Genomic DNA, 25,850 nt, shown 5'->3' with positions numbered 1-25,850 from the left:
AATGATATCTTTATTTCGCTACAGCGATATAGTACAACATTGTGAATGATGGAGGGAAAAGCATGAAACGAGCATTTAACTTTAATGCAGGTCCAGCAACTTTGCCATTTGCGGTCCTAGAAAAAGCAAAAGAAGCTTGGCTAGATTTTAATGGAACAGGTATGGCTTTAATGGAGTTAAGCCATAGAAGTAAAGATTATGAAATAGTACATAACAAAGCTATTGCCTCATTAAGAAACATCCTATCCATCCCAGATGATTATGAAGTTCTTTTTCTACAAGGTGGAGCGAGTTTACAATTTTCTATGATCCCAATGAATTTGTTAAAGCCAGATCAGACGGCAAACTATATCCTTACTGGCTCATGGTCAGATAAAGCATTAAAAGAAGCCAAAAAGGTTGGTTCCACCCATGTTGCTGCTTCGACGAAGGAAACGGGCTATCATCGCATTCCTGAGCTAGAGGAAATTAATTTGTCAGAAGATGCAGCTTATCTCCATCTAACGAGTAATAATACGATCTTTGGGACACAATGGCACCAATATCCAAATACACAAGTCCCGCTTATTGCAGATATGTCAAGCGATATCTTGTCCCGCCCATTTCAAATAGAGCAATTCGACCTTATTTATGCAGGTGCGCAGAAGAATTTAGGACCTTCTGGGGTAACAGTAGTTATTATTCGTAAAGAACTCATCCAAAGTCAACCAGCACTACCTACTATGTTAAACTATGAAACGTTTGCAAAAAATAACTCTTTATATAACACACCTCCAACACTAGCGATTTACCTTCTCTCTCTAGTTTTAGAATGGGTAGAAGAAAATGGTGGGATAGAGGCAATAAGCAAGAGAAATGAAGAGAAGTCTTCCCTCTTATACAATATGATTGATAATAGCAATGGCTTTTACATTGGGCATGCTGATGAGAAGAGCCGATCTCATATGAATGTCACTTTTAACTTAAAAAGCGAAGAACTTTCTACCAAATTCCTTGAAGAGGCGAAACAAATAGGATTTGTTGGGTTAAATGGACATCGCTCTGTTGGAGGATGTAGAGCATCTATTTATAACGCTGTTCCATTAGAACATGTAGAAGCTTTAGTATCATTTATGAAGAACTTCAAAGAAAAATATTAACCATAAAATAGATATGTTCATATGATATTTGTGATGTTATAATTAATAAAAAAGTTCTCGCTGCAAGCAATGAGTGCATTGTAGGAGAATACAGTTCAAAATGAGATTAGCTTGAGGAGAGATGAGAAAATGAAAAGTAAAAATATTGTGGCCCTTGCCCTTTTGGCAGGAATGGGTGTTGTCCTACATGCCATAACTCCACCGATTTTTATGGGTGTAAAGCCTGACATGATGTTAGTCATGATGTTTTTAGGCATTTTATTATTTACCGACGTCAAAAGCGTTGTTCTTATTGGACTTGTAAGTGGTATTCTTTCAGCCTTGACTACAGGATTTCCAGGAGGACAAATTCCTAATATTATTGATAAGCTGATAACTGCCTTTATCTTTTATGGTCTTTTGTCACTGTTAAAGAATATCAGCGCTAAATCAATTGTCGCTATTGTCTTAACAGCGATTGGCACACTGATATCTGGATTTATATTTTTAACATCTGCTTACATCATTGTAGGTCTACCAGGTGCCTTTATCGGGTTATTTGCAGCAAGCGTCTTACCAACCGTATTATTAAATGCCGTTTTAATGGCAGTATTGTTCCCAATTACAAAATCTATTAATAAAAGGACTAAATTAAATGAACATGCGATTCATTTATAAACGTCCTCACCTGTAGTAGACTACAGGTGTTTTTTTTATGTTTAATATAGCTACTAAGCGTGGAATATAAGGGGTAATAGATGTTCTTTTTACTGGATTCATGTATGATATACGTAGACATTAAAATTGAGAGGAGAGTTTAGATTGAAAGCGAAATCACTTTTTTTAGGCTTTGTCGTTGGCGGGGTAGCAGCTGCTGCAGCTACACTCTTTACTGCACCTGCTTCTGGTAAAGATACCCGAAAATATATTACTGTACAATCAAAATCGGCTTCTATTCAAATAAAAGAATTAGGTAAACAACTAACTGATATCAAGAATCAGATCGTCCATGTAGGTGAAGAAGGGAAAGAAGCTCTTTCCACTTTAACCGAAGACGTATCATCTTCCATTAAACAATGGAAAAGTGAAATACTGCCCCATCAGCAAAACTTACAACAAGAAATCGCAAATATTGAAAAATCAATAGCTGAATTAGAACAAACATTAAAACATGCCAATCCAATGGACAAAGAATAAATACCCTTCTATTTTACAATCCTTCTTTTTTCTCTAATTATTTTAGAAAAAAAGAAGGATTTCTTATTTTAAAAAAGAAATCTAATATATTATGTTATAAAAATGGTTTGCTTTAAGATTATGCCAAATGCTAACAGAAGTATTACTCCTAAAAACAAGAAACAAAATCTAAAAATTATGCAAATTAATATCTTTATTAATTTTTGCTTTATTGGCATAATAAATATACAATAATAAAAAAGTAGGTGAAGCGAAATGTCAGAAACGAATTTCTCAATCAAGGAAGCCATGCTTTTCAGTCAAAGGGTTGCTCAATTGAGTAAAGCTTTATGGAAATCTATTGAAAAAGATTGGCAACAATGGATTAAACCATATGACTTAAATATCAATGAACACCATATTTTATGGATTGCTTATCATTTAAATGGCGCATCCATTTCTGATGTAGCGAAGTTTGGCGTTATGCATGTATCTACCGCATTTAATTTTTCTAAAAAGCTTGAAGAAAGAGGATATCTTGAATTTTCAAAAAGAGAAAGTGATAAAAGGAATACTTACATTAAATTAACGGATAAAGGTGAAAGCGTTTTTCTAGAATTAATGGAAACATATCATCCAGATAAAAATTCTGTTTTTTCAGGTGCGATGCCTTTAAAAGAATTATATGGAAAATTCCCAGAAATCATTGAAGTGATGGCCATTATCCGCAACATTTACGGAGATGATTTTATGGAAATATTCGAAAAATCATTTTCAAATATTGATAACGAATTTGAGGAAAAAGATGGTAAACTATTAAAGAAGAAAGAATATACAAAAGAATTAGTATAATTTTGTACGATAAAAGCGGAATTATAAACAAACTTCTCCGCTTTTTTATTTTGGTATAAAAGACAATATATTCATTGATTATAAAATAAAATAATGAAAACCCTTACATCCTTTCACTTTTATGTTGAAATATAACAATCATTTTTTTATCGAAAAAATGGTATTGATTTTTCTTAAAGAGGAGAGTAAAGTAGTGTTTGAATTTAAAACATGAGCGCTGAACTGCGAGGGATTATTTTGTTTATGAGCTGTGTAAAGGAGATAAATGTTAACAAGCAGTATGGACAATTATGGTTGGACTTCATGTCTGCTATACTGGCATTTACAGTCTTTATTATCACATATTTACCAATGAATTATTTGTTTCCTGATACAGTGATTAATACAGAAAGTTTAAGTATCTTTACCCTCTTTCTGATTGGATTGTATCCTATCCATAAATTGATTCATTATATTCCATTAATGCCGGTAAATAAAAATATAAAGAAATCGTTGGAATTACGATCAAAATGTGTACCCATGATACAATTAAAAGTCAATGAACCAGTACCTAAATTGATGTATCTAAGTGCTTTAATCGCACCAATACTATTTATTAATGGAACACTTTTGTTGTTAATGTTATCATTTCAACAATATGGAGCGTTTTTCATCATTCTTTTATCTTTGCATATTGGATTATCATGCCGTGATTTAATCTATATAAAAATCGTAATGAACACACCTAAATTTTCATATATTGAAGAGAATGAGGTTGGACTCAATATATTAATACAAATCAAGGAAACTAGATAAAATCCACTCTTCCAACCTTTTATACTATCTTTTTATGATTATTTTTGATATTGTAAAACAATAGACTACGATTGACTAGGGGAGGGAATCATCGATGATCTCCATTTTTATTATTTTTGCTGTATTTATTCTATACAATATTAACAGACTTACTTTTTCCTTATGTTTACAAAAGGAAATCCCAGAGGAGAAACAACCTAAAGTATATCGAACAATTAATGTTTTAATTACGATACTGCTTATTTCTTCCTTTGTTGAAATTGCATTTACTTAAAATAAATGTAAAAAAAGCGGCGAGATTTTCGCCGCTTTTTTCTCTCTATGGAAAAGCTTGAGGTATGAATTAATTAGCAAACCCAAGAAGCTCCAATAATTACTAATAAAATGAAAAGGACAACGAGTAAAGCGAAACCTCCACCGTATCCAAATCCTCCACCGCCGTGTGACATGGATTTTCCTCCCTTCTATCGTCCGTTATAAGTTCTTTCTTTATGTCTTATAACGCTATTTTTTATAACCAAGCAGCACCTACGATGACTAATAGAATGAAAAGAACAACAATTAAAGCGAAGCCTCCGCCGTATCCAAATCCTCCACCCATGATAACACCTCCCTTATTAGGTTGTTACCACATACTATTCAAACACTCTGTCGTGCGAATAGGCGCGTATCTCGTCTTTTTATATTTTCTCTAAACTTCTTTGGACGAAATATCATTTTCAATTTCTTTATATCCTATGTTGGACTCTCCAGAATGGTTAGTCTAATACCCAAAATTTTCTTAAATAAACCTAATTTTGTAGTAAATATTTTTGTTAAGGAAATGATTTGTGTTATAGTATTTACTGTGTATATACAACAATAAACGTGGGAGTGTTCAACATGAAAAAATGGATTTTATCCCTTTCTGTTGCAACAGGTGTATTAGTTTTAAGCGCTTGTAGTTCAGGAGATTCTGAAGTAGTAGTCGAAACAGGAAACGGAAATATTACACAAGAAGACTTTTATCAAGCCTTGAAAGAACAATATGGTGAACAAGTTCTTCAAGAACTCGTTTATGAGAAAGTCCTCTCAGAAAATTATGAGGTTTCCGAGGATGAACTTAATGAACAAGTAGATACAATGAAAGAACAATTAGGTTCTAACTTCCAATTAGCACTTGCACAATACGGTATGGAAAGTGAAGAAGACCTAAAAGAAATGTTAAGAACAGGTCTAATGCAAGAAAAAGCGGCAATTAAAGATGTTGAAGCTACCGAAGAAGAAATGAAGGAATACTATGAGAATTATAAGCCAGAAATCCAAGCGCGTCATATTCTTGTAGCCGATAAAGAAACAGCTGAAGAAGTGAAAAAGAAATTAGATGATGGCGAAGACTTTGCAAAAGTGGCTGAAGAATATTCAACTGATACAGCATCTGCTGCCAATGGTGGCGATTTAGGTTGGTTTGGAGCTGGCCAGATGGTTGCAGAATTTGAAGAAGCTGCCTATGCATTAGAAGTAGATGAAATTAGTGATCCTGTTGAGTCACAACATGGTTTCCATATCATTCAAGTAACTGACAAAAAAGAAAAAGAATCATATGAAGATATGAAAGAAGAAATTGAATATCAAGTGAAAGTAGCGAAAGTCGACAGTACAATTATTCAAGAAGCAATGCAGAGGGAATTAGAAAATTCAGGTGTGGAAGTAAAAGATAATGATTTTAAAGAGTTATTCAAAGCTCCTGAAGCAGAAGCCGATGATGCTGAAGCAAAAGAAGAACAATAACATAAAAGACCTGGTTATATGACATAACCAGGTCTTTTCTTTGGTCTCGAACCCATTAGACTATTTATGGGTATATTTCCTTTCGTATCTATGGTTCGACCTTTATTATCCTTCTTGCCTTTCATATTGTTCTCGTTTGTCATCCCTAGCGGATTCTAACCTTTGCATATAAACTTCACCTTCCTGCTCAATTTGAGCAGTTTCCGCCTTTCTTTCATCCCTACCTGTCTTAATCGCCATAAATGCGCTAATGAAAATACCTGCAATCACAAAGTAAAGCCATATAGGTATCATTGGACTCCTCCTTACTCTCTTATTAGAAAATATGTCTGCTCGTCCCATAATATGCAAAAAATTTTTCATAACCATTTTGCTCACCTTACTCTCATTTCCATAGGCATCACGAACACATACACCCGACTGGTAAACCGCAAAAAAAAGCAAGTTATGTGACATTCTTACATTTCACATACTTGCTTTTCTAAGTTATTCATGAAAGGTCGGCTTATAAAATGCCCGATTATCTAACGCAAAAACTCTTTCTGTGTATTCACCTGGTTTGACTCTAGATAATGATCGATCAATCATATTCATTTTCGCATCTAAATTATCAATATAATGAATGATTTCCGCTTCTTTAATTAAAGGCGGTTTCGGGCTACCCCATTCTGCCTTACCATGGTGAGACAGAACAATATGCTGTAAAATAACGACCTCTTCTCCTTGAATTGATAGCTCCTCAGCCGCCGTCTCAATCTCACTTACCATGATGGAAATATGGCCGAGTAAGTTTCCTTTTACTGTATAAGTTGTGGATATAGGACCAGATAGCTCTGTAACTTTACCTAAATCATGCAGAATGATACCTGCATATAATAAATCCTTATCCAACGTAGGGTAAAGATTTGCAATCGCTTTAGCGAGATCTAACATTGAAACAACATGATAAGCTAAACCTGAGACAAATTCATGATGATTTTTAGTCGCTGCAGGATATTCTAGAAACTCAGCTTGATATTTCTTTAATAAATGTCTAGTGATTCTTTGAATATTAGGGTTTTTCATTTCAAAAATGTATTGTGTGACTTTCCCCATCATTTCTTCAGCGTCAATAGGGGCAGTTTCTAAAAAGTCTGCTAACTTTACCGTATCGTTTTCATTTGACGTACGAATCTGTCTTATCCGTAGCTGTTGTCGTCCACGATAATTTAAGATATCTCCCGCCACTTTGACAATTGTTTCTGGCACGTAATTATTTTCATCCTGTTCGGAAACATCCCAAAGTTTTGCTTCGATATCCCCACTTTTATCTTGAAAAATCAAAGTTAAAAAAGGTTTACCGTTACTTGCCACACCTTTTGTAGCATTTTTTATTAGTAAGAACAATTCAACCTGCTCTCCTGTATCGTAATAAACAATTCCTTTAGTCATCGTTACACCTGCCTCCTCTAAGTCTTACCTTTAAGTAAAAGTATATCATATCTATCTTAAAGCCTTCATTTTTAAAAGCTTGTTGCTGTTTGTAGTTCACTTAAATCAATCACTTCATCCCCGTTAAAACTTTGCAACATCCCTTTATGACAAGTAAAGAAAATTATCTGCTCCTCTTTACCCCTTAGTACTCGCATTACTTCTTCCAGTCTTTTATGATCAAAGTTCACAAATCCATCATCAATTATAAAAGGGAGCTGATACCGATGGAACACAATTTCTGCCAAGCTCAACCGCAAACTAATATAAAGTTGCTCAGCTGTTGATTGACTTAACGATCTTGGCTCAAAAAACATCCCTTCCTTATGCTCTAATAATAAATGGTCTTTGTCGCTATCATAAAAAATCCGCTTATATTGACCTAATGTTAAATCAGAAAAATACCTCTCAGCTTTCTTTAATATTTTTGGGAATTCTTCTTCTTTAAAGGTGTTTACCGTTTCAGATAGTAAGCTCTTTGCTGTTGCATACACGGCCCATTCCTTTGCCAACTCATTCCATTCTGCTTTTAATTGTTTGTATTTGTGTAATAGTTCAGCATAAATTCCACCTTCTTCTAATTGTTTAATTTCATAAGAAAGATGATGTAGTATTTCTTGTTGCTTGGTTATTCTTTCTTTCTTCGTATCAATGCTTATTTGGTATTCTTTTATTTGTTCTTCTGTCGGTCTTAATTCAACATATTTATTTAATGTCTCTTGTGATAAGTTTGTCATATTTAACTTTAATTTTTCGGTTCGTAGCTCTTCTTTAATGGCTTGCTTCCTTTTAGCAGCCATCCCTTTTTCTTTAAAAGCTATGATTGAAGACACACCTGCTTCTTCTAGTAACGATTGAATATGCTTTTCTCTATTTGCTATTTTCTCGTCTATAATCGTAATATCTGATTGGATTGATTCTCTTATTTCCTTATTTTTTTCAAAGTTTGCAAGTTTGTTTCTTTCTTTATCGATGATATCTTTTAACTGAATCACGCCATCAGCATAAGAGCGTGGTTCGATAACCACTAACGAGAAATAATGAGATAGTTTCTCCTCTATATTAGTAATAGATTGGCTTAAGTCATCCAATTTCGCTTTCTTTATCTTCCTTTTTCTAATCGTGCCCTTCATCTCTTCAATCAATAAGAAGGCATCAAGTAATTGATTTTTCATAGTTGATTTATTTAATTTATATGGCTCGGCAATGAGATCTATCTTACTATCAACTTCTCTCATCTCACCTTCCCACACTTCATATGCGGCAATGATTTTTTCATACTGACTATTGACATAATCTAATCGCCGAGCGTATTCGGCGACTTCGGCTTCTTGCTCTTTATCTCTTTCAATTTGCTGCTTCCATTCATATACCTGCTCCTTAGCAGCGATGGGCTCTTGTTTTTCTAATACCACTTTTTGTTGTCTTAAATAATCTAATTCATCCTTTATTCCATTAGAGTAGACTGCCTTCTGTTTAAAAAATGAACTAATAAAAGTAATACAGATTCCACCAATCGCTAATGCTTGGATGAGGAATGAAGCTTCAAAGAATCCCCATATGCCAATGAAAATAAATAATAATAAAAGTGAACTTATCTTCATATATTCAATTTTTTGGGATCTCTTATCCTTAGTAATTGCTTGTTTATGTTTCTCTGTAAGCAATTGTATATTGACATTGATTTCAGTTAATCTCTGATGGTGACTTTCCTTTTGCTCAAAAGTAGTGATTTGTTTAAGAATGTTTGCTCTCTCTTCTCTTGATAGTAACTTCTTTCTACTTTCATTTATTTTATTTTCTAATTCATTTAATTCAGTTCTTATAGTCTCCGACTCTTCATCCAATTGTACTTTTCTATCGGACAACCGCGACTTTTTCTTCATTACATTAGAGATAAGTTCTTTTTGAAACATACTCGTATCAAAAGATAAAATCTCTTCGTCAGATATTTGCATATGCAGCTTATCTGACATATGCTGCAATTCTTCCTCCAAAGCTTTTATTTCGAGTTGCCATTCATTCTTCGTCTGCACTTGATTCTCTCTGACAGTATTCAGTTCGCAAACAGCTTCGATTTCTGCTCTATTTTCAAGTATTTGCTTCTGTAATCCTGCATTCATTAATTTTTCGTCAAGGGTACTTCTTTTCATGATGAGTTCATTTCTTTGGTCTTCTAATACTTCCTTACTCTGTTGTATAGCCTCTAATTGCTTTAACCCATCTATTGGAAATTCATCTACGTCTAATTGACTTTCTTCATCTAGTAAACTTAAATAATGAAGATATACTTCCTCAACCGTAAACCACTTCCTTAAAGAGCTTAGCATCGCTTCTAACTGTTCCACTTCTTGTTCAAGTAGTTCGTTATTATAAATTAATTCTTCTTTTTTCTCAGTTCGTTCTTTATAAAGGTTATTCGTTTTTTCCGCTTTTTTTAGATTTTCATATGCTTTTTTTAGCTCTTTTAAACCGCTGTTTAAAACTGGCTTTGTTCCAGATGGCTTAAAACGCAAATCGAGTTGCTTCTGCAAATATTGTTCTGCCTTTAAAATGCCATCTGTTCCAACAACCGCGGAAGAAAATAAAAAATGCCCTAAATCTTCTTTACTAAATGATTGCACATTTTGAATATCAAACAGGTCAAAAGAGAAGATCGCTCGGTATAATGGTTGGTCCATCCCTTGGAGCAATTCCTCTAATAACGTAGAACCACCGCTTCTTCCGGAACTGAGCACAACGTTCACTTCATCCGGTGTTCTTTCCTTTACTCTCTCAATCATTGCTTCATGACCATCTGGTAAAGTGAAAATCAATTTTCCACCATATTGACTACTATTCTTAGGTTTATAATTTCTTTCATTTCCTTTTTTAGATGGAAAACCAAATAACATACTATGAATAAAAGACATCAGTGTTGATTTACCCGCTTCATTTTGCCCGTAAAAACAATGAAAATCGTTTAACTGTTTAATTTTGATATTTTCCCATTTTCCGTAACCATAGATCTCCATACCTTTAAGCTTCATTCGTTCACCCCCTCCACTAATAGTTCAAGTAACAATTGCTTTGCATCTGCAACAATTTCTTTTTGATCTGTTTGTGATATTTCATCTATCCATCGACTTGCTTGTTTATGCCTATATAATGGGGATAATGCCTTCAGTACTATTTCTTCATTTGCTATATCTAACATTTCTTTATAAAAAGGTGACTGACTTCGTAAACTTTCCTCATCCCACACTAACTGCTTTTTAACTTTTAACTCATTTACCCAAACGAAGGATTGTTGTATTCGTTCAGTTTCTTGGAGAAATTCTATTAATTCACCTGACCTAAAGGCCTTTTCTTCTATTTCACTCATACTCAAGTGTTGTAATTCTAATTTAAGTATAATGGCTTTTCCTTCTCTTCTTTTTGATTCTAACAATTTGATACAATTTGATAATAAAACCTCAAAAGAATTGAATGAACTACAATCAAGGACCACTTCATCCCAAACCACATCATTTGTCTCAATAAATCGCTTCTCGCAAATATGCTCTTGTAATTCTATTAAATAACAACCCTTTATACCTGTTTCCTTTTTATGTCGTCCTTGTATATTCCCTGGATAAATAATTGGCGGCACTGTATTGATTTCAGCTCTTTTATGTATATGACCAAGGGCCCAATAATCAAACTGCTTTTCTATCAAGTCAGAAATCGTAAACGGTGCATAGTTCCCGTGTTCTGTTAATCCTTCCAAATTGCCATGTAAAATGCCGATATGATAACCAGCCGCTTCTTCTTTCTGATAAAGCTGAACCATTCTTTCATCGACATGTCGTTCTTTGTAACTAAAGCCATAAAGATGAATAATTGTATCTTTTTTTTTAAATCTAGTTACTTCTGGTATTTCACCAAAAATAAATACATTCTCTGGCATCGTTAATTTAATCCACTCTCCACCTAGATGATCATGGTTACCATGAACAATAAATGCACGAATTCTAGCCTTATGTAAACGTAACATCTGTTCTCGCAAGATGTTTTGTGCTTTTATACTCCGATCACTTGCATCATATAAATCTCCCGCTAAGATAACAAAATCAACTTTTTCACTTATTGCAACATCAATGAGCTTAATAAATGAACGGAATGTACTTTCCTTTAACCGCTCAAATATGAAGTCGGGTAAGTCTTTTAATCCCACCATAGGGCTGTCTAAATGTAAATCTGCAGCATGAATAAATTTGATAGGCTCCATTTTTTATCCCTCTTACATTTTTCTTTTATTTTAACGCAAACCAAAAGCGAATGCACGTTCTTACTTGGTCGATTGTAGAATTAAAAATGTTCAATTTTAATGAAGGGATTAGACGACTCAGCTCCGTCACCATAATGGTAGTTTCGACCTTTATATCAACTTGCTAAATTCTATTAAGAAATATTCGTTTTTTATCGCATAAGAAAAACCGGACTCATCTCCCGGTTTTGTTTAGATAATAATCAACTGCTTTTCTCTACATGCGGTGTAAGATTCGAGTTGACACCCTATTTTTGCCGTTGCCAATAGTAAATGGCTAGTTGTGTACGATCGCGTAGCTCCAGTTTATCAAGAACAATAGAAAGAACATTACGTACGGTTCCTTCACTTAAATAAAGCTGCTTCGATATTTCTTTATTCGATAAACCTTCCACCACAAGTTCCATTACGTCTTTCTCCCTTTCGGTTAATGCCCAGAACCCATCTGACTTATTTTGTAGCACAAGTTTATCAAGTACTTCCGGAGTAAGAACCCTCGCATTTGATCCGATTGCACGAATCTGTTTGGCCATATCTTTAATCTTACTAGATTTTATGATGTAGCCCTCAGCACCTGCTTTTAAAGCAAGCCGAATATTCATTTCGTCTTTAAAGGTTGTCAACATCATTATTTTAATATGTGGCCAGTTTCTTTTTATAACCTTGGTACTTTCAATTCCATTCAACACCGGCATTTGGATATCCATTAGAATAACATCTAACTGCACTTTCTCACAAAAAGAAATCGCTTCACTTCCATTTTCGACCACACCAACAATTTTTATATCTTCTTCTTTATCGAGAAGTAATTGTAAGCTCTGACAAATTAAACGATCATCATCCACAATTAATATATCCATAGCTACTTCCCCCTTCTCTGTAAAGGTAAAACACATACGAGCAAGTACCCATTTTGACGATCAATTGTAAAGCTTCCTTTTAACATTCTTGCCCTTAATTGTAAACTTCTTAGTCCACTTCCGTTCACTGATTTTTGGGTATTGGTACCGTTATCATGGATTTTCAACCTTACAAGTGTTTCAGTAATATCAAGTTCAACTTTCGTTTTCGTCGCATTACTATATTTACTTACATTTGTAATAGCTTCCTTAAGACACGCTTCCAACATCACCCAAGATTGAGAAGATACATTTTCAACATTTCCATTATATTGAAAATCTATGAGTAATGGCTCTGAATCTACTACGATTCTTTGCAACCTATCAACACCTATATAAGTAACTGGTGTGAGATTATGAACTGTATTTCTTAATCTCGTTGTACTCCTTGAAAGCCTGATTTTCACCTGTTCCAAAAGGGTGTGTGCTTGATTTTTATTTTCTACTTGTTCATATGCTTGAATAGCTAGAAGGGCACCTGTTAAATCATGCCCCAGGTGGTCATGCAGTTCTCTTGAAATCCGATTTCTTTCCTTCAGTTCTGCTGCCTTTTCCACCTCAAAATAAGCTTCTAAAAGCTCCATCTTGATCTGTTCAAGCTCATGCTTTTCTTTTCTTTCCTTGTCTAAAGCCTTTTCTAGTTGCTTACGTTCTTTCATTGACTGATAAGTGAAGCTTCCGACTAATACTGTGAGTAAACTATACCAGATCAAAGTCATATCAAAGGCAGAGTAAGCAATCATGAAAATCGTCATTGGGAAAACCAACCACCACTTCCCAACTATTGCTGCTTCGAAAATAGCGATGGCTAAACCGTATAGGGCAAACGGAAAATATGGAATGAAAACGATACAGAGGACTATTTCAATAATAAAACTCCATTTTGGTATAGAAAATCTTATACGTATGCTCATAACAATGAGCAAAAGCAGGATAAAAACAATTGCCTCAAAGCCAGCAGTACTTGTGAGCCAAAGATGTGCTAGGATAAGTAATTGTACTATTCGCCAAAATATCACAAATCTGAAATATCGCTCGTACACTCTCATATGCACACCTCTCCTCAGCTATCAATGCAATTTTTTCGCACTTCCTGTAATTAAAAATAAAAACATATACAAAATAAGCATTCCATTCACAAGCAGAAACTCCTTCAGTTCGCCACCAAAAACAATCCAGTCTATACCCCAAGCTAGCCAAAAAGTCGGCAAAATAATCGCTATTTTTTGTAATAATTCAGGTAACAACTCGATTGGAATCAAGACGCCACCGATTAAAGCAATTATACTGATAATCGACATAAAAATTAACATGGATATTTCTTTATTACGAAAAAATGAAATCCACATTAGTGCAAAGGCAATCGATGCCATACTAAATGTAATAAATAAAATGAGTAACCAAAAGGGCTGGTAAAGTTCTTTCCCAATTAATACGCCTCCATAAACTAAAATCAGACATTGTAATATTAAAATGAAAAAATATGCTAGCAAATTTTGTGCTAGATAACTAAAATGACTGATGGGGGCAATTGATACCTTTTTAGCAATTCCTCTCATTCTATCTTCTAAAATTAATCCAGAGAGCTTCAAACTAATAAACAAAATAAAAATACCAAAATATTGATATCCGTATGGAAGATGTGGCCAATACTCTCCTGATGGCAGAAAGATCGCAACAACTGGGAAGAGAAATAGAATCAACAAACTTGTTTTATTTGCAATACTTCTCTTCAGTACAAAGTGGAAAACAGTCATTTAAATCTTCCTCCTACCGAGCACAAACACAATAATAAAAGTAATTACAATTCCTACTCCTAACCGAAACATATAAATATAAGCATCAGGAAATAAATTGCTTTGTGCATAGCCAATTGCATTAGCAGCTAACAATAGAGGATTAAGGTATTCATTAATGAATGTGATAACCGTATAATCAGGAATTGGAAAAAACAACCCTGCCAACACAATACATCCAATTCCATATACTTCACTTAACCGTTCTGCTAATTTAAAGTTCTTTACTGCAAAAATAAGAATTAAACTTACAAGGCTTGATAGTACAGCCAATAAGCCAATGATGTACATTACCCAAAATCCATTTCCCCACTCCACCTTTAAGCCTATTCCTGTAAATAGAAATAACAAAAAACCCAGAAAAATGGAATATAACATGCCACATAATGAGATTGAGAGAGCATAAAAAGGTCGGCTAATCGGCGCCACCATTAAACGTTGCCGTCTTGGAGAAAATAAATCATCTTGAATATGGGCAATCACGATTGAACCGCCAAACAATTGAAACACGAGTGTCATTAACTGTGCTGTATCATAGAACGCAGGATCACCGTATTGATTTTTTAAGTCTCCTAATACGAAATAAAAAATGGTAATAAGGATAATTGGAACAACTAAGAGCAACAATAGCGTAATATAGTCTCTACTCATTCGAATCACTGTATAAGGAATGGTTCTTAGGACACGCATCATGCACTACCTCCATCCCTTAAGGTTCTTCCAGTCAAAGTTAAGAAAACATCCTCTAAATTTGCTTTTTCTACATTAATGCCGACAACACCAGAGTCCTCTTTTATAATCGTTAAAATACGATCAAGGTGTCCTGAATTAGCAGAAGATACAACCAAAATTTGATTCCCATCTTTAATGACTTGTTTTACATCTGGCAGTGCCTGAATACTCTCCAAAGAGACTTCTTCAGGATGACTTACTTCTACCTTGATTCTCTCTTCATGCTGAATGTTTCGAATCAAATCTTGAACTGTTCCTCTTGTAATGATTTGCCCTTTATCTAATATCACAACCTCTGATGCAATCGCCTCAACCTCTTCCATATAATGCGTTGTATATAGAATAGTCGTTCCGTTTCTTTGTAATTTCTTTACAGCTTGCAAAATATGGTTTCGCGATTGAGGATCTATCCCCACCGTCGGCTCATCCATAATTAAAAACTTAGGATCATGAACTAAGGAACATGCAATATTCAGCCGCCTTTGCATTCCTCCAGAAAAATTTTGTGCCCTTCCCTTTGTATGTTCTGCTAATCCAACAAACGCTAAGGCCTCTGCCACCCTTCTTTTTCTCATTTCCCCTTTTAACCCGTAAATTCCGGCAAAAAAGTTCGCATTCTCCTGTGCTGTTAATTCTGGAAAAATCGATATTTCCTGCGTGACTAAACCAATTTTTTCTTTGTTTTTATTCTGAAATGGTTTTTTTCCATCCCCAAATAACGTAACATTCCCTTGATTAACTGTCTCCATTCCTGTTAGGCATCTAATTAATGTTGATTTTCCCGCTCCATTAGGACCAAGTAAACCAATAATTTGACCCTCATTTATATCCAAATCAATGTAGTCCAACACTAGTTTCGAATCATAACGTTTCACAATCCCATTTAGTGAGGCAATCATCCGCTCACACCCTTTCGCCTTGTTAGTGTAAGTATGTCAAGAAAGGCAAAAAGCAAATAGTTACATTTGTCATTAATTTATTTTACTTCACTGCCTCTTCTTCAATAAAGGGTGAAGTTGTTACGAACCGATAAATAAACATTAGCAGAGCCGGCAGATTAATGGTCACTACTACATTTATCAATTCTTTTTTGCTAAAAAAGCTTCTCCATACAAAGTATGAGAAGCTTGAATGTAAATACTTATTTTTCTTTCTTCGTTAATTGAATCGCTTTTTTAATATCTTTATACGAAGATGAGCGACCATACATTAAGACACCGCCGCGATACACTCGTGCACCGAATATCGCCAAAATAATTGTTGTCACAATAAGAACGGCCATGCCTAATATTGGTTCCCATACCGGCAATGAAAGCATTCCTACTCTTAAGAACATCAGCATTGGCGTGAAAAAAGGAATATAAGAGGCAATAGTAATAAAAGTTGTATCTGGGTTAGATAGACCATACATTGAGAGTAAAAAGCCCACAACTACTAACATCGTCATTGGCATAATCATTTGTTGAACATCCTCAATCCGACTAACTAAAGACCCAAGAAAAGCGGCTAGGGTCGCATATAAAAAATAGCCTAATAAGAAAAAGATGGCTGCATAAACCAATATACCAAGAGATAAGTTGCTAAACCCAAACGCTTCGAACCAGCCACCTTCAAGCTTAGACATGCTTTCTCTCAATGCAATAAAACCAATGGAACCTAATATCAGCATTTGTGTCACACTCAAGAGAGCGATTCCGAGTATCTTAGCAAACATTTGCTGAACAGGTGGGGTACTTGATATAAGAATTTCCATGATTCTAGATGACTTTTCAGTTGCCACTTCATTAGCAATCATACTCGCATACATGATGACAGCAAAATAAATTAAAAATAAGACCACATAAACAAGACCTCTTGCCTGACTTAATTCTTCTTGAGACTTGGCATTTTCCTCAAGTGCAGTCGTCTCAAACGATACAGGTGCATACAATGTTTGCAATTGCTCTGGTGATAAATTTATACTCTCTGCAGTTAATTCTGTCTTTATTTGCTGCAAAGCTGTTTGCAATAAGCTAGAGATAGTAGTATCAGCTATACTCAAGGATTTATATTCACCGCTAATGAGATTTTCACCGTTAGAAGTTAAGTAAAGTGCACCTGTAAATTCCCCAGATATTACCTTCTCGTCCACTTCAGCTTCTGACTGTTGTACACTTTCTAAGATGACTTCCTCTGATGTATATGCCTCTATGCGTTCTATTGCTTGGATGGAACTGTTTGTTTCATCTATCACTGCCACTTTCGGTGTTTCTTCATTTGAAAAAGCATCGATAATAGTTGTAATATTGGCTAACAGCACAAATAAAAGTGCCGTAATAATTGTCGTAATAAGAAAAGACTTTGTTTTTATTTTTGTCCAATACGTATGCCATAGAATTGTCCAAAAATTACTCATAAGAAGCACCTGCCTTTTCGATAAAGATGTCATTTAAAGATGGTTCTTCAAGCATAAATTTGCGAATAAATCCTTTGCCAACAATATCCTTTAGTATATCGTCCGCTGCCAATTCATTTTCAATTTGCAGATGCACCCCTTCTGTCGTCATTTTAAATTTCTTCACCGCAGGATGGTCTTGTAAAAAAGCCATTGAAAAATCACCATGAATGATTAATGTTTTTTTTCCATAAGAACGCTTAATTTCCTTCAATTCACCATGTACGACTGGCCTACCTTTTTGCATGATACAAAGATGCTCACATAACTCCTCAACATGTTCCATACGGTGGGAAGAAAACACGATTGATGTACCACTATTTTTCAAGTCTACAACTGCGTCTTTTAGCAGCTCTACATTTACTGGATCTAGCCCGCTAAATGGCTCATCAAGAATCAATAGCTTAGGTTTATGTAAAATACTAGATATAAATTGTATCTTTTGTTGATTCCCTTTTGATAACTCCTCTACTTTTTTTGTTTTGTAATCAGGTACTTTAAAGCGATCAAGCCAGTTGTCTAACTCCTTCAAGGCAGATTGTTTATCCATCCCTCTTAGCCGTGCTAAGTAAACAAGTTGTTCTCTCACTTGTAATTTTGGATATAACCCACGCTCTTCAGGTAAATAACCAATCTGACCACTCACTGAATAATTAATGGGTTTACCTTGCCAAGTGATGTTTCCTTTGGTTGCATCAATTAACCCTAAAATCATTCGAAAAGTAGTCGTCTTTCCAGCACCATTCGCTCCTAAAAAACCAAACATTTCCTTTTCAGGTATTTCTATAGATATATCATCTACTGCGGTAAATTGACCGAACTTCTTCGTAACATTTTCTAATTTTAAAGACATATAAATTCTGTCCCTCCCTTTCATTTATTTACGATATAAAACTAAAAAAGATTCATTAAATAAGTATGTTTCTTTTTGCAAGATTGATGGAATTATGCCAAAATATAATTAAATATCGGAATATTCAACTACATTACAAGGAGTCTTTATGATGAAAACTTATAAATTAACGGCATTCGAACCAACTGGTGAAAAAATTCTTGATGAATCATTCGAATCAGCAAATGATCAAGAAGCCAAGGTGACCGGAGAAAACCTCCTGAAAGAAAAAGGATTAGAAGAGAAAACACATCGTTGCTCATCTCCAGCAGGAAAGCTTATATTATTTCACCGATAGACCTCAGGTTATACTATACACCACGTATCAAATAAAGACACGCATGTTTCTGATAAAACATGCGTGTCTTTCATTCCTGTTATTTCCCTGTGAATCGAGGCTGCCTTTTTTCAATAAAAGCGTTTATGCCTTCTTTATGATCAGATGTTTTCCTCATTTGTGCTTGACCACTTTTTTCGAGCTCTAATAATTTTAACAATAATGGGCGATTCTTATCTGTCAGTATTTTTTTTGTTTTAATCATCGCAAGGATTGGAAGATGACTCAGATGGTACACTTTTTTATTTACTGCTTCGTCAAGATCATCACCTACGACTTCATGAACAAGTCCTCTCTCCCATGCTTCTTCAGCTGTCATCGGTTTCCCTTCCCATATGAGGTGCTTTGCTTGGTCGGGCCCTAACTTACTTTCAAGGAAAAAGTGGGAACCACCGTCCGGGATTAACCCTATACCAATAAAGTTCATCGCTAATTTACTATCCTTATGAGCATAAATGAAATCGGTAGCTAAAGCTAAACTTAATCCGAGCCCTGCAGCTGCACCTTTTATTGCGCTAATGGTGATTTTAGGCATACTATACAATGTAACAACTAACTCATTAATCGCATCCATCACAACGGGGAAATCGTTTTCATTCGCATCCATCAGCATCGTTTTAATGTCTCCGCCTGAAGAAAATGCTCTACCCGCCCCTTTCAGAACAACGATATCTATTTCTTCTAAATTACTTAGCTCTTTCATTACAGCAGCAAGCTCATGAATCATTTCCACATTTAGTGCATTTAATGACTCTGGCCGGTTCATTTCTACATGCGCTACTCTTCCCTCAATCGAATAATTAACGGTCTTTGTATCAAAATCAAGCGCCATTCATTTTCCTCCTTAAGTTTGGATACCTCTATTATAAATAAAATATTTTTTATTTTCCAAATATAATTGAATTTTTTTACTAGAAAATGAATGACTGTTCATATTGAAAATAATTACTGATTAATTTTATCCATTTGATATTTCTCTCGTAAATCACGTTTTAAAAATTTCCCTACAGATGTTTTGGGAATTTCATCAATAAAAATGACATCATCAGGAATCCACCATTTTGCAAATTGAGCGCTTAATGACTGAAGCACTTCTTCAGCAGTCACTTTCCCTTTGTATTGTTCATGTAATACAACATAGGCTAATGGACGCTCTTGCCACTTTTCACTCGGAATACCAATGACAGCAGCTTCAAAAATGGCTTCATTAGCCATGAGCGCATTTTCTATGTCAACAGAAGAAATCCACTCTCCACCACTTTTTATTAAATCCTTCGTGCGATCAACAATTTTCAAAAGTCCTTCTTCATCAATGGTGACAACATCACCCGTATGAAGCCAGCCATCTTTAAAACTCGAGGCAGTCCGCTCATCATTATAATATTCGGTTACAATCCACGGACCTCTTAAGCAGAGCTCGCCCATCTGCTTTCCGTCCCACTCCACTTCAATCCCTTTTTCGTCAATCACTTTCATTTCTAATCCCGGAACCAATAATCCTTGCTTGCTTCTTAACTCCAGTTTCTCTTCAAAATCTATATTTTCTTGATAGCTTTTTAGATTGGAGACAGTTGCGAGTGGACTTGTTTCTGTCATTCCATAAGCATGAAGAAACGGTATCTTATACTTTTCTTCGAACACTCTAATCATGCCTTTTGGTGCAGCAGATCCGCCACACAGAATGCTTCTTAAAGAACTTAAATCATATTTTTTCGCTTGCAATTCCTTCAATAATCCAAGCCAAATAGTTGGTACACCTGCAGTAATAGTAATCTTATATTCTTCTATTAGTTCGGCAATTAATTTAGGCGTAAATGCAGGCCCAGGCATGATCAATTTTGTGCCAAACCACACCCCTGCAAAAGGTAAGCCCCATGCATTGACATGAAACATCGGGACGATAGGTAGGGCAATATCTTTTTCACTTACACCAACACTATCCGCTAAACCTAATGCTAAGCTATGGAGCACAATTGCCCGGTGAGAGTAAATGACGCCTTTAGGATTTCCGGTGGTCGCCGATGTATAACACATCCCTGCCGGGTCATTTTCATCTAGATCATCAGGATATTGATAATTGGGATCTGCCTCTTCTAGTAGACTTTCATAATTATATGCTGGAGATAAAGTTGTAGTTGGAGGTTCCTTATGGTCACTCATAATGATAAATGCTTTTACATTGGAAAGTTCGTCTCTACATTGTTCAATTAATGGAACTAACTCTTCATCTATGAGGAGAATTTTATCTTCTGCGTGATTAATAATATAGGTGATATGCTGAGATGAGAGTCTAATATTAATTGTATGCAACACCGCTCCACTACAAGGAATCGCAAAATATGCTTCCAGATGGCGGTGATGGTTCCAGGCAAATGTCCCTACCTTCTCCCCTCTTTTAATACCAAGCCTTTGTAAACTTGAAGCAAGTCTTCGTGTTCGTTCTGCCATTTCCTTATACGTAAATGTTTGAATACCACCTGCTGTTCTAGATACAACCTCTTTTTTTGCGAAAAACGTTTCTGCTCTTTTTATCATCTGTGCCATCGTCAAAGAAGAATGATTCATCACCAATCGCCTCCCTTTTAGTAACCGTTTACATTATCATAGATGTTTATGCGCTTTTGTACCTATTACATTCTTGTTTTTTTAATAAAATCCTCTATTAAAGTTGCCATAATTAAATCTAGTCTATTTTCACAAACAAAAAAGCTGCACCTTTAACCAAGGTACAGCTCACATTAAGCTTATATAGACTTTGCCTCAATATTAAAGAGCTCATTTAACATAGCTATTTTTTTATCCGTGTATTCAACAAAACTTTCATTGTAGGATTTAGGGTCTTTCGGATTTGCAAAATGAGTAATTTTACCTGTTTCAGGATGGATAAACTTACTTGCTGCCCCGCAGCCAATTCCGATAATCGTTTGCATTTCTTCCATAATCATAATATTGTAAAGACTTTCTTGTTTCGGTAACGCATAGCCAACGTTTTCTAAATTTCCTAAAATATTTTTTTGACGATATAAATAGTAGGGCTCATAATGATGTTCAGCCGTCCACTCTTCTGCCATATTCATCATTCTTTCTGCTTCTTCACGATCTGCAACCTTATATTTCTGCCGGTTCTTTGTCATTTCAGAAGCTCTTTTAAAAGATAATGTATGAACAGTCAGTGACTCGGGTAGTAATTGCTTTGTTTCATTTAATGAGTGTGCAAACTCTGTTGTGCCTTCATTTGGTAAGCCAATGATTAAATCCATATTAATATTGTTCATACCCATACTTCTCGCCAGGTGGAACTTATCGATTGTTTCCTCAACCGTATGATGCCTCCCAATCGCTTTTAACGTTTCTTGCGTATATGATTGTGGATTGATACTGATACGATCAATATTCCATTTTTTTAATACATTTAACTTATCTGCAGTAATCGTATCCGGTCTACCTGCCTCGACCGTAATTTCTCGAATGTGACTCATATCTGGAAACGACTCATACATTTCTTCATATAGAAGGTCCATTTCCTCTGCTGTAATACTTGTTGGCGTACCTCCACCATAATATACGGTTGTTACTTTGATGTCATTTTCCTTTAACCATTCTCCCATATGTCTGATTTCATAATGCAGCCCAGCTAAGAAGGAATCGACTCTACCTTGTTTACCACCAATTGCATAAGCAGGAAATGTACAATAAGCACATTTTGTTGGGCAAAAGGGAATGCCGATATAGATACTGACTTCTTTTTTTAAATCATAAAGGTCAGGAATCGCCGTTAATTGTCGTGCAACGATTTTTTCCATTAAATTAATTTTTTCATCTGAAATCAAATAATCTTTTTTCAAAGCTTGATGAGCATCTTCCTTACTACTTCCAGACATCATATGACGATGATAAAGCTTTGTTGGCCTTATCCCTGTTAATATGCCCCATTTCTGCACAATACCTGTCCAATCTTGTAAAACAGTTAAATACACATGGGAAGCTGCATACTTTAATTGATTAAAGAATTCCTTTTCTGTCTCAAACGCCTTAAGATTCTTTCTATAGTTAGCGGTATAGACTTCTTCCTCGCTTGTAGTAAGCTGAACACTCATGTTAATCTCTTCACTTACTTCATAGTGGAAAGATATAACTACATCTGCACCCTCATGTTTATCAAGTTTTACAGAGCATTCTTCAAAAAATAAATTACCAATTAACTGCAATGGTCTTATATAACGGTTATCATTCAAACCTAAAATAGATATATTCATTGTTAATCACCTTTATACTTTCTCTTGATCAAACTTCTTTAAGTTTACAAAAAAAAGACCTTACGGGTCAATCTCCATTCACAGGTCGTTTGTATTTTAGTAAATCAGTTTGTTAGCTATATTTGGCATATGCTGCTAAAAGACCACCCCCCTTAAATTAAGGAATACGAATAAGAAGCTTTGAAGGTAGCAACCGTTCTACCACCTTCAGAGCTTCTACCTTACTTCAAGAGATTCATTTTCCTTAAAAATTGGATAGGATGTTGTTTGCGGAAATGCTCTTTTACCATATATGTTACACCATGTTCATCATTTGTTCTTGTTACCCAATCAGCTTGCTTTTTTAAGACATGAGGGGCATTCCCCATCGCTACACCTAAACCCGCACCTTCAATCATCTGCAAATCATCATAGCCATCTCCAATGGCTACAATTTCTTGCGGTGCAATATCAAGTTCCTTACTTAATCTCAGTAAACCATTCCATTTGGATACACCATAAGGGACAATATCTAAACGAGAGTCATTTAGTTGGGTAATAGCAATTTCCTCATCATACATGACATCTAATGCTTTTTTGGCATGTATAAGATCATTGGTATTTTCAAAGTAAATTTCAATTTTTGGTGGTTTAACTGGATCTTCTAGCAAATTTTCACTCAGAGACTCAACAAACTGGTGGGAATAAAAAACAGGATCACCTGTTGAGAACACCGTTTTAGCGAGGATATTATTATTTGTTTTTGTCTTATTCGCTAGTGAAAACTTTTCATGCACAAGTCTTATTTGACAAGGGAATCCTTCTAATAAGCGTACAATATCGAAGGTTACTTCTTTTTTGATGCGTTTTACTTCAATTGGTTGTTCCAATTTATCCGCTGTATAAGCTCCAGCTGATGTTACAAGGATGGAATTTAATTTTAATGCTTTAGCCACTTTCTTAGCCGATGGAAAACTTCTTGCTGTTACTAACGTCACATAAATTCCCTTTTGCTGGACGTATTCGATTGCTTCCTTTGTTGATTTATGCAGCCTTCCATTACTTTGAAGAAGGGTACCATCAATATTTATAGCTAAGAGACGATAAATCATCTTTTTGCCCCCTATTCTGGATGAAAATTGTCCTTATGACACTTTTATGTACCCGCAACAGAAAATAGAACAGGAAGAATAGAGATAAAGAAGTCTGTTCTCTTTGCGTTTTAAACATAGTTACGTTTCCTGCCATTCCTTAATCTTTTTTTATCAAAATTCCGCGACATTTGTATTTGTATATAAGCCGTCACATCCTTAAGAAGGCATGAGGTTTTGCACCTGCACGAAAAAAAGCACAACTTTGCTATTGAAAGCAAGGTTGTGCTTTTATGAAATAGAACCAAGTCTATTACTCATGAATTACTCGGCTGAACCGTATAAATCTTCGAGAGGCTTCATGATTGTTTTATTTAAGTCTGTGATAACTTCACTCATTTTTTGTTCATCGGCCATAAGTTTAGAAATCAGTTCGTGTTGTTGTACAAGGGCAACTGTTTTTTGCGCTTGATCCACTTCTTCTTGTGTAATTTCTTGACCAGACATTTGCTTCTGTTGTAACTGAATTTGAATATTTCTAAAGTTATCAAACATCGATTTAGCTGATGGATCTGCATTCACCTTATCATAAGAATCCTTTAAGCTTTGATATTCATTGCTTTCACGGATTGCTTTTTCTAATTCGATTGCTGCGTCTTGTAAATTATTTGCCAAATTGAACACTTCCTTTTCATAGACTTCCACCACTATAACAGACAATGGAAGTAAAATCGAGGAAAAACCTATAAAATATAAGGATTTATAATATCCATATGGCAGTAATACCTTGAAACACACCTACTAGACCACCCAGTAAGGCTCCAAGAAATGTAATCATTCTTAATTCCTTATTAATAATCGAGAACACCATTTGCTCTAACCTTTCAACAGAAAATGAGTCTACCTGTTCTTTTACAATTTCATTGAGCTTCATTTTTTCCATTAAAACAGATATTCTATCAGCTAATAACTTACTTATTCCTACTGTTACTTTCGGGATAAGTTCAGTAATAATATAAGGTCTTATTGTTGCTGTTAGTTGACTAATTGGCATTTGAAATATTTCATGAACTTGAACAAATCGAAACACAGTCTGCTTTATGAATGGAAGGAGGTTATCTCTTCCTATTTTATCTTCAAACTCAGCAATATTTTTATCTAATAATTTTCGCCATTCTTTTCTAAGAAGTGATGTTAAAAGCTCATCTGTTCCAGGATGATTTAAGAATTTTACGATTTCAGGTTGTAGTTTTTCCCCTAATTTCACATTGCCTAAAAACATTTGTAGCATACTTTTAATCATGCCACTTCGTTTTTGGACAAAATCATCGGCCATCCTTTGAATACTTTCTTTTCCTTCTTCACTTGCGAAATAATTCTTTGCTGATTGCACAATCCAATTGCTTAGTTGAGGCAACTGTTCCTCCACTTTACCTACAAGTTTTTGTGGCAAGATTTCTTTCATTGCTACATCTTGATTTGTACGCATCCAATTCTCATATTTCACCTCTAAAAACGCACCAATCTTATCCTCAGCCATTTTTGCAGGTTCATTTATATCTATTTGTTCCAACAGATGCTCTAACGTTTTTTCTGTTTTCAATTTCTTTTCTACTTCTACCACGGCAAATTGTGTCAGCATTGTTTGAAAACGCTCATTTTGTAGTTTCTTTTGTATCCCTTCTGGTGTTAACAAATGATTTATGACAAGTTTACCCATTTGTTCGGCCATCTCACCTCTACGTTTAGGAATCAACCCTGGTGTAAAAGGAAGACGCCATTTCCCAATATAAATCGCTCTATAAGGCTTAAATATCATTTTAATAGCTAAATAATTTGTAACTCCTCCAATGATGGCACCAGTAGCAACCATCATTAGTAGGGTCGTAAAAATTTCTTTCATTCCGCTCTCTACCTTTCTTCTTTCACCAAATTCTTTGTGCAATCGCACCAATTTATCTTGCC

Annotated in this window: 27 protein-coding genes; 8 read left to right on the top strand and 19 right to left on the bottom strand. The window is 35.0% G+C overall.

Translation table 11 applies throughout. From position 1 onward, the window contains the following. The first annotated feature begins 62 nt into the window (after positions 1-62). The 6 genes from serC to U9M49_RS00520 all read left to right on the top strand — a co-directional run bounded on the left by serC (position 63) and on the right by U9M49_RS00520 (position 4,215). Positions 63-1,139 carry a 3-phosphoserine/phosphohydroxythreonine transaminase gene (serC, locus tag U9M49_RS00545; RefSeq protein ID WP_095369906.1) on the top strand — a complete coding sequence of 359 codons (1,077 nt, stop codon included), beginning with the start codon at positions 63-65 and terminating at the stop codon, positions 1,137-1,139. Positions 1,140-1,268: 129 nt separating this feature from the next. Continuing rightward, positions 1,269-1,796, top strand: a complete 528-nt coding sequence (locus tag U9M49_RS00540; RefSeq protein ID WP_095369907.1) for a tryptophan transporter — start codon at positions 1,269-1,271, stop codon at positions 1,794-1,796. Positions 1,797-1,940: 144 nt separating this feature from the next. Further along, positions 1,941-2,315: a YtxH domain-containing protein gene (locus U9M49_RS00535; protein WP_157733750.1), complete on the top strand. Its 375-nt coding sequence runs from the start codon at positions 1,941-1,943 to the stop codon at positions 2,313-2,315. A gap of 255 nt (positions 2,316-2,570) precedes the next feature. Next, positions 2,571-3,146 (top strand): HTH-type transcriptional regulator Hpr, encoded by a 576-nt coding sequence (locus U9M49_RS00530; RefSeq protein ID WP_224937656.1) that lies wholly within the window; start codon positions 2,571-2,573, stop codon positions 3,144-3,146. A 243-nt stretch (positions 3,147-3,389) separates the two neighbouring features. Further along, the gene (locus U9M49_RS00525) at positions 3,390-3,941 is read left to right on the top strand and encodes a DUF3267 domain-containing protein (RefSeq protein ID WP_180316987.1); all 552 of its coding nucleotides are present in this window, start codon (positions 3,390-3,392) and stop codon (positions 3,939-3,941) included. A gap of 94 nt (positions 3,942-4,035) precedes the next feature. Next, positions 4,036-4,215 (top strand): hypothetical protein, encoded by a 180-nt coding sequence (locus U9M49_RS00520; RefSeq protein ID WP_095369911.1) that lies wholly within the window; start codon positions 4,036-4,038, stop codon positions 4,213-4,215. 73 nt (positions 4,216-4,288) lie between these two features. On the opposite strand, the gene U9M49_RS00515 is transcribed toward U9M49_RS00520, so the two are convergent. Then, positions 4,289-4,390 (bottom strand): YjcZ family sporulation protein, encoded by a 102-nt coding sequence (locus U9M49_RS00515; RefSeq protein ID WP_095369912.1) that lies wholly within the window; start codon positions 4,388-4,390, stop codon positions 4,289-4,291. A gap of 62 nt (positions 4,391-4,452) precedes the next feature. After that, on the bottom strand, positions 4,453-4,542 hold the full coding sequence (locus U9M49_RS00510) for a YjcZ family sporulation protein (protein ID WP_095369913.1): 90 nt from the start codon (positions 4,540-4,542) through the stop codon (positions 4,453-4,455). Between the two features lie 281 nt (positions 4,543-4,823). Between U9M49_RS00510 and U9M49_RS00505 the strand changes: the two genes are divergently transcribed. Beyond that, positions 4,824-5,711: a peptidylprolyl isomerase gene (locus tag U9M49_RS00505; RefSeq protein ID WP_095369914.1), complete on the top strand. Its 888-nt coding sequence runs from the start codon at positions 4,824-4,826 to the stop codon at positions 5,709-5,711. A gap of 105 nt (positions 5,712-5,816) precedes the next feature. Here the strand turns inward: U9M49_RS00505 and U9M49_RS00500 are convergent, their stop codons facing one another. From U9M49_RS00500 to U9M49_RS00450, 11 genes are all read right to left on the bottom strand, one after another. Continuing rightward, complete coding sequence (locus U9M49_RS00500; RefSeq protein ID WP_095369915.1) at positions 5,817-6,005, bottom strand: sporulation YhaL family protein; 189 nt, start codon at positions 6,003-6,005, stop codon at positions 5,817-5,819. 192 nt (positions 6,006-6,197) lie between these two features. Next, on the bottom strand, positions 6,198-7,142 hold the full coding sequence (gene yhaM, locus U9M49_RS00495; protein WP_322909136.1) for a 3'-5' exoribonuclease YhaM: 945 nt from the start codon (positions 7,140-7,142) through the stop codon (positions 6,198-6,200). Between the two features lie 71 nt (positions 7,143-7,213). Beyond that, positions 7,214-10,210, bottom strand: coding sequence for an ATP-binding protein (locus tag U9M49_RS00490; RefSeq protein ID WP_322909135.1), 2,997 nt, complete (start codon positions 10,208-10,210; stop codon positions 7,214-7,216). Then, positions 10,207-11,430 carry a DNA repair exonuclease gene (locus U9M49_RS00485; RefSeq protein WP_322909134.1) on the bottom strand — a complete coding sequence of 408 codons (1,224 nt, stop codon included), beginning with the start codon at positions 11,428-11,430 and terminating at the stop codon, positions 10,207-10,209. The genes U9M49_RS00490 and U9M49_RS00485 overlap by 4 nt, the downstream gene beginning before the upstream one ends. Before the next feature lie 287 nt (positions 11,431-11,717). Continuing rightward, positions 11,718-12,329: a response regulator transcription factor gene (locus U9M49_RS00480; protein ID WP_095369919.1), complete on the bottom strand. Its 612-nt coding sequence runs from the start codon at positions 12,327-12,329 to the stop codon at positions 11,718-11,720. A gap of 2 nt (positions 12,330-12,331) precedes the next feature. Then, positions 12,332-13,417 carry a sensor histidine kinase gene (locus U9M49_RS00475; RefSeq protein WP_307318339.1) on the bottom strand — a complete coding sequence of 362 codons (1,086 nt, stop codon included), beginning with the start codon at positions 13,415-13,417 and terminating at the stop codon, positions 12,332-12,334. A gap of 21 nt (positions 13,418-13,438) precedes the next feature. After that, complete coding sequence (locus U9M49_RS00470) at positions 13,439-14,125, bottom strand: ABC transporter permease (RefSeq protein ID WP_095369921.1); 687 nt, start codon at positions 14,123-14,125, stop codon at positions 13,439-13,441. Continuing rightward, positions 14,126-14,857: an ABC transporter permease gene (locus U9M49_RS00465; protein ID WP_233435274.1), complete on the bottom strand. Its 732-nt coding sequence runs from the start codon at positions 14,855-14,857 to the stop codon at positions 14,126-14,128. It lies immediately after the preceding gene. After that, positions 14,854-15,795, bottom strand: coding sequence for an ABC transporter ATP-binding protein (locus U9M49_RS00460; RefSeq protein ID WP_322909133.1), 942 nt, complete (start codon positions 15,793-15,795; stop codon positions 14,854-14,856). The genes U9M49_RS00465 and U9M49_RS00460 overlap by 4 nt, the downstream gene beginning before the upstream one ends. A 242-nt stretch (positions 15,796-16,037) precedes the next feature. Further along, complete coding sequence (locus U9M49_RS00455) at positions 16,038-17,291, bottom strand: ABC transporter permease (protein WP_095369923.1); 1,254 nt, start codon at positions 17,289-17,291, stop codon at positions 16,038-16,040. Continuing rightward, positions 17,284-18,183 carry an ABC transporter ATP-binding protein gene (locus tag U9M49_RS00450; RefSeq protein ID WP_307318332.1) on the bottom strand — a complete coding sequence of 300 codons (900 nt, stop codon included), beginning with the start codon at positions 18,181-18,183 and terminating at the stop codon, positions 17,284-17,286. Before U9M49_RS00450 ends, U9M49_RS00455 begins: the two co-directional genes overlap by 8 nt. A gap of 151 nt (positions 18,184-18,334) precedes the next feature. Between U9M49_RS00450 and U9M49_RS00445 the strand changes: the two genes are divergently transcribed. Continuing rightward, the gene (locus tag U9M49_RS00445) at positions 18,335-18,520 is read left to right on the top strand and encodes a YhzD family protein (RefSeq protein ID WP_095369924.1); all 186 of its coding nucleotides are present in this window, start codon (positions 18,335-18,337) and stop codon (positions 18,518-18,520) included. Positions 18,521-18,599: 79 nt separating this feature from the next. Here U9M49_RS00445 and U9M49_RS00440 read toward each other — a convergent pair whose 3' ends face one another. The 6 genes from U9M49_RS00440 to U9M49_RS00415 all read right to left on the bottom strand — a co-directional run bounded on the left by U9M49_RS00440 (position 18,600) and on the right by U9M49_RS00415 (position 25,788). Then, positions 18,600-19,391 (bottom strand): enoyl-CoA hydratase, encoded by a 792-nt coding sequence (locus U9M49_RS00440; RefSeq protein ID WP_095369925.1) that lies wholly within the window; start codon positions 19,389-19,391, stop codon positions 18,600-18,602. Between the two features lie 113 nt (positions 19,392-19,504). Further along, positions 19,505-21,124, bottom strand: a complete 1,620-nt coding sequence (locus U9M49_RS00435; protein ID WP_307318331.1) for a long-chain fatty acid--CoA ligase — start codon at positions 21,122-21,124, stop codon at positions 19,505-19,507. A gap of 179 nt (positions 21,125-21,303) precedes the next feature. Next, on the bottom strand, positions 21,304-22,815 hold the full coding sequence (locus tag U9M49_RS00430) for a coproporphyrinogen III oxidase (RefSeq protein WP_322909132.1): 1,512 nt from the start codon (positions 22,813-22,815) through the stop codon (positions 21,304-21,306). A gap of 221 nt (positions 22,816-23,036) precedes the next feature. Then, positions 23,037-23,906 (bottom strand): Cof-type HAD-IIB family hydrolase, encoded by an 870-nt coding sequence (locus U9M49_RS00425; RefSeq protein ID WP_307318329.1) that lies wholly within the window; start codon positions 23,904-23,906, stop codon positions 23,037-23,039. Between the two features lie 303 nt (positions 23,907-24,209). Continuing rightward, entirely contained in the window at positions 24,210-24,560 is a 351-nt protein-coding gene (locus tag U9M49_RS00420) for a YlbF family regulator (RefSeq protein ID WP_322909131.1), read from the bottom strand. A gap of 85 nt (positions 24,561-24,645) precedes the next feature. Continuing rightward, the gene (locus tag U9M49_RS00415; RefSeq protein WP_322909130.1) at positions 24,646-25,788 is read right to left on the bottom strand and encodes a DUF445 domain-containing protein; all 1,143 of its coding nucleotides are present in this window, start codon (positions 25,786-25,788) and stop codon (positions 24,646-24,648) included. Between the last annotated feature and the right edge of the window lie 62 nt (positions 25,789-25,850).

The sequence above is a fragment of the Cytobacillus sp. OWB-43 genome (assembly GCF_034651445.1).
Classification (GTDB): domain Bacteria; phylum Bacillota; class Bacilli; order Bacillales; family Cytobacillaceae; genus Cytobacillus; species Cytobacillus kochii.
This window is presented reverse-complemented; position numbering and strand designations above follow the sequence as displayed.

Excerpts from the sequence above, each read along its gene's own strand:
- serC (WP_095369906.1), top strand. The coding sequence starts at position 63 with ATGAAACGAGCATTTAACTTTAATGCAGGTCCAGCAACTTTGCCATTT.
- U9M49_RS00540 (WP_095369907.1), top strand. The coding sequence starts at position 1,269 with ATGAAAAGTAAAAATATTGTGGCCCTTGCCCTTTTGGCAGGAATGGGT.
- U9M49_RS00530 (WP_224937656.1), top strand. The coding sequence starts at position 2,571 with ATGTCAGAAACGAATTTCTCAATCAAGGAAGCCATGCTTTTCAGTCAA.
- U9M49_RS00525 (WP_180316987.1), top strand. The coding sequence starts at position 3,390 with ATGAGCTGTGTAAAGGAGATAAATGTTAACAAGCAGTATGGACAATTA.
- U9M49_RS00520 (WP_095369911.1), top strand. The coding sequence starts at position 4,036 with ATGATCTCCATTTTTATTATTTTTGCTGTATTTATTCTATACAATATT.
- U9M49_RS00515 (WP_095369912.1), bottom strand. The coding sequence starts at position 4,390 with ATGTCACACGGCGGTGGAGGATTTGGATACGGTGGAGGTTTCGCTTTA.
- U9M49_RS00510 (WP_095369913.1), bottom strand. The coding sequence starts at position 4,542 with ATGGGTGGAGGATTTGGATACGGCGGAGGCTTCGCTTTAATTGTTGTT.
- U9M49_RS00505 (WP_095369914.1), top strand. The coding sequence starts at position 4,824 with ATGAAAAAATGGATTTTATCCCTTTCTGTTGCAACAGGTGTATTAGTT.
- U9M49_RS00500 (WP_095369915.1), bottom strand. The coding sequence starts at position 6,005 with ATGATACCTATATGGCTTTACTTTGTGATTGCAGGTATTTTCATTAGC.
- yhaM (WP_322909136.1), bottom strand. The coding sequence starts at position 7,142 with ATGACTAAAGGAATTGTTTATTACGATACAGGAGAGCAGGTTGAATTG.
- U9M49_RS00490 (WP_322909135.1), bottom strand. The coding sequence starts at position 10,210 with ATGAAGCTTAAAGGTATGGAGATCTATGGTTACGGAAAATGGGAAAAT.
- U9M49_RS00485 (WP_322909134.1), bottom strand. The coding sequence starts at position 11,430 with ATGGAGCCTATCAAATTTATTCATGCTGCAGATTTACATTTAGACAGC.
- U9M49_RS00480 (WP_095369919.1), bottom strand. The coding sequence starts at position 12,329 with ATGGATATATTAATTGTGGATGATGATCGTTTAATTTGTCAGAGCTTA.
- U9M49_RS00475 (WP_307318339.1), bottom strand. The coding sequence starts at position 13,417 with ATGAGAGTGTACGAGCGATATTTCAGATTTGTGATATTTTGGCGAATA.
- U9M49_RS00470 (WP_095369921.1), bottom strand. The coding sequence starts at position 14,125 with ATGACTGTTTTCCACTTTGTACTGAAGAGAAGTATTGCAAATAAAACA.
- U9M49_RS00465 (WP_233435274.1), bottom strand. The coding sequence starts at position 14,857 with ATGATGCGTGTCCTAAGAACCATTCCTTATACAGTGATTCGAATGAGT.
- U9M49_RS00460 (WP_322909133.1), bottom strand. The coding sequence starts at position 15,795 with ATGATTGCCTCACTAAATGGGATTGTGAAACGTTATGATTCGAAACTA.
- U9M49_RS00455 (WP_095369923.1), bottom strand. The coding sequence starts at position 17,291 with ATGAGTAATTTTTGGACAATTCTATGGCATACGTATTGGACAAAAATA.
- U9M49_RS00450 (WP_307318332.1), bottom strand. The coding sequence starts at position 18,183 with ATGTCTTTAAAATTAGAAAATGTTACGAAGAAGTTCGGTCAATTTACC.
- U9M49_RS00445 (WP_095369924.1), top strand. The coding sequence starts at position 18,335 with ATGAAAACTTATAAATTAACGGCATTCGAACCAACTGGTGAAAAAATT.
- U9M49_RS00440 (WP_095369925.1), bottom strand. The coding sequence starts at position 19,391 with ATGGCGCTTGATTTTGATACAAAGACCGTTAATTATTCGATTGAGGGA.
- U9M49_RS00435 (WP_307318331.1), bottom strand. The coding sequence starts at position 21,124 with ATGAATCATTCTTCTTTGACGATGGCACAGATGATAAAAAGAGCAGAA.
- U9M49_RS00430 (WP_322909132.1), bottom strand. The coding sequence starts at position 22,815 with ATGAATATATCTATTTTAGGTTTGAATGATAACCGTTATATAAGACCA.
- U9M49_RS00425 (WP_307318329.1), bottom strand. The coding sequence starts at position 23,906 with ATGATTTATCGTCTCTTAGCTATAAATATTGATGGTACCCTTCTTCAA.
- U9M49_RS00415 (WP_322909130.1), bottom strand. The coding sequence starts at position 25,788 with ATGAAAGAAATTTTTACGACCCTACTAATGATGGTTGCTACTGGTGCC.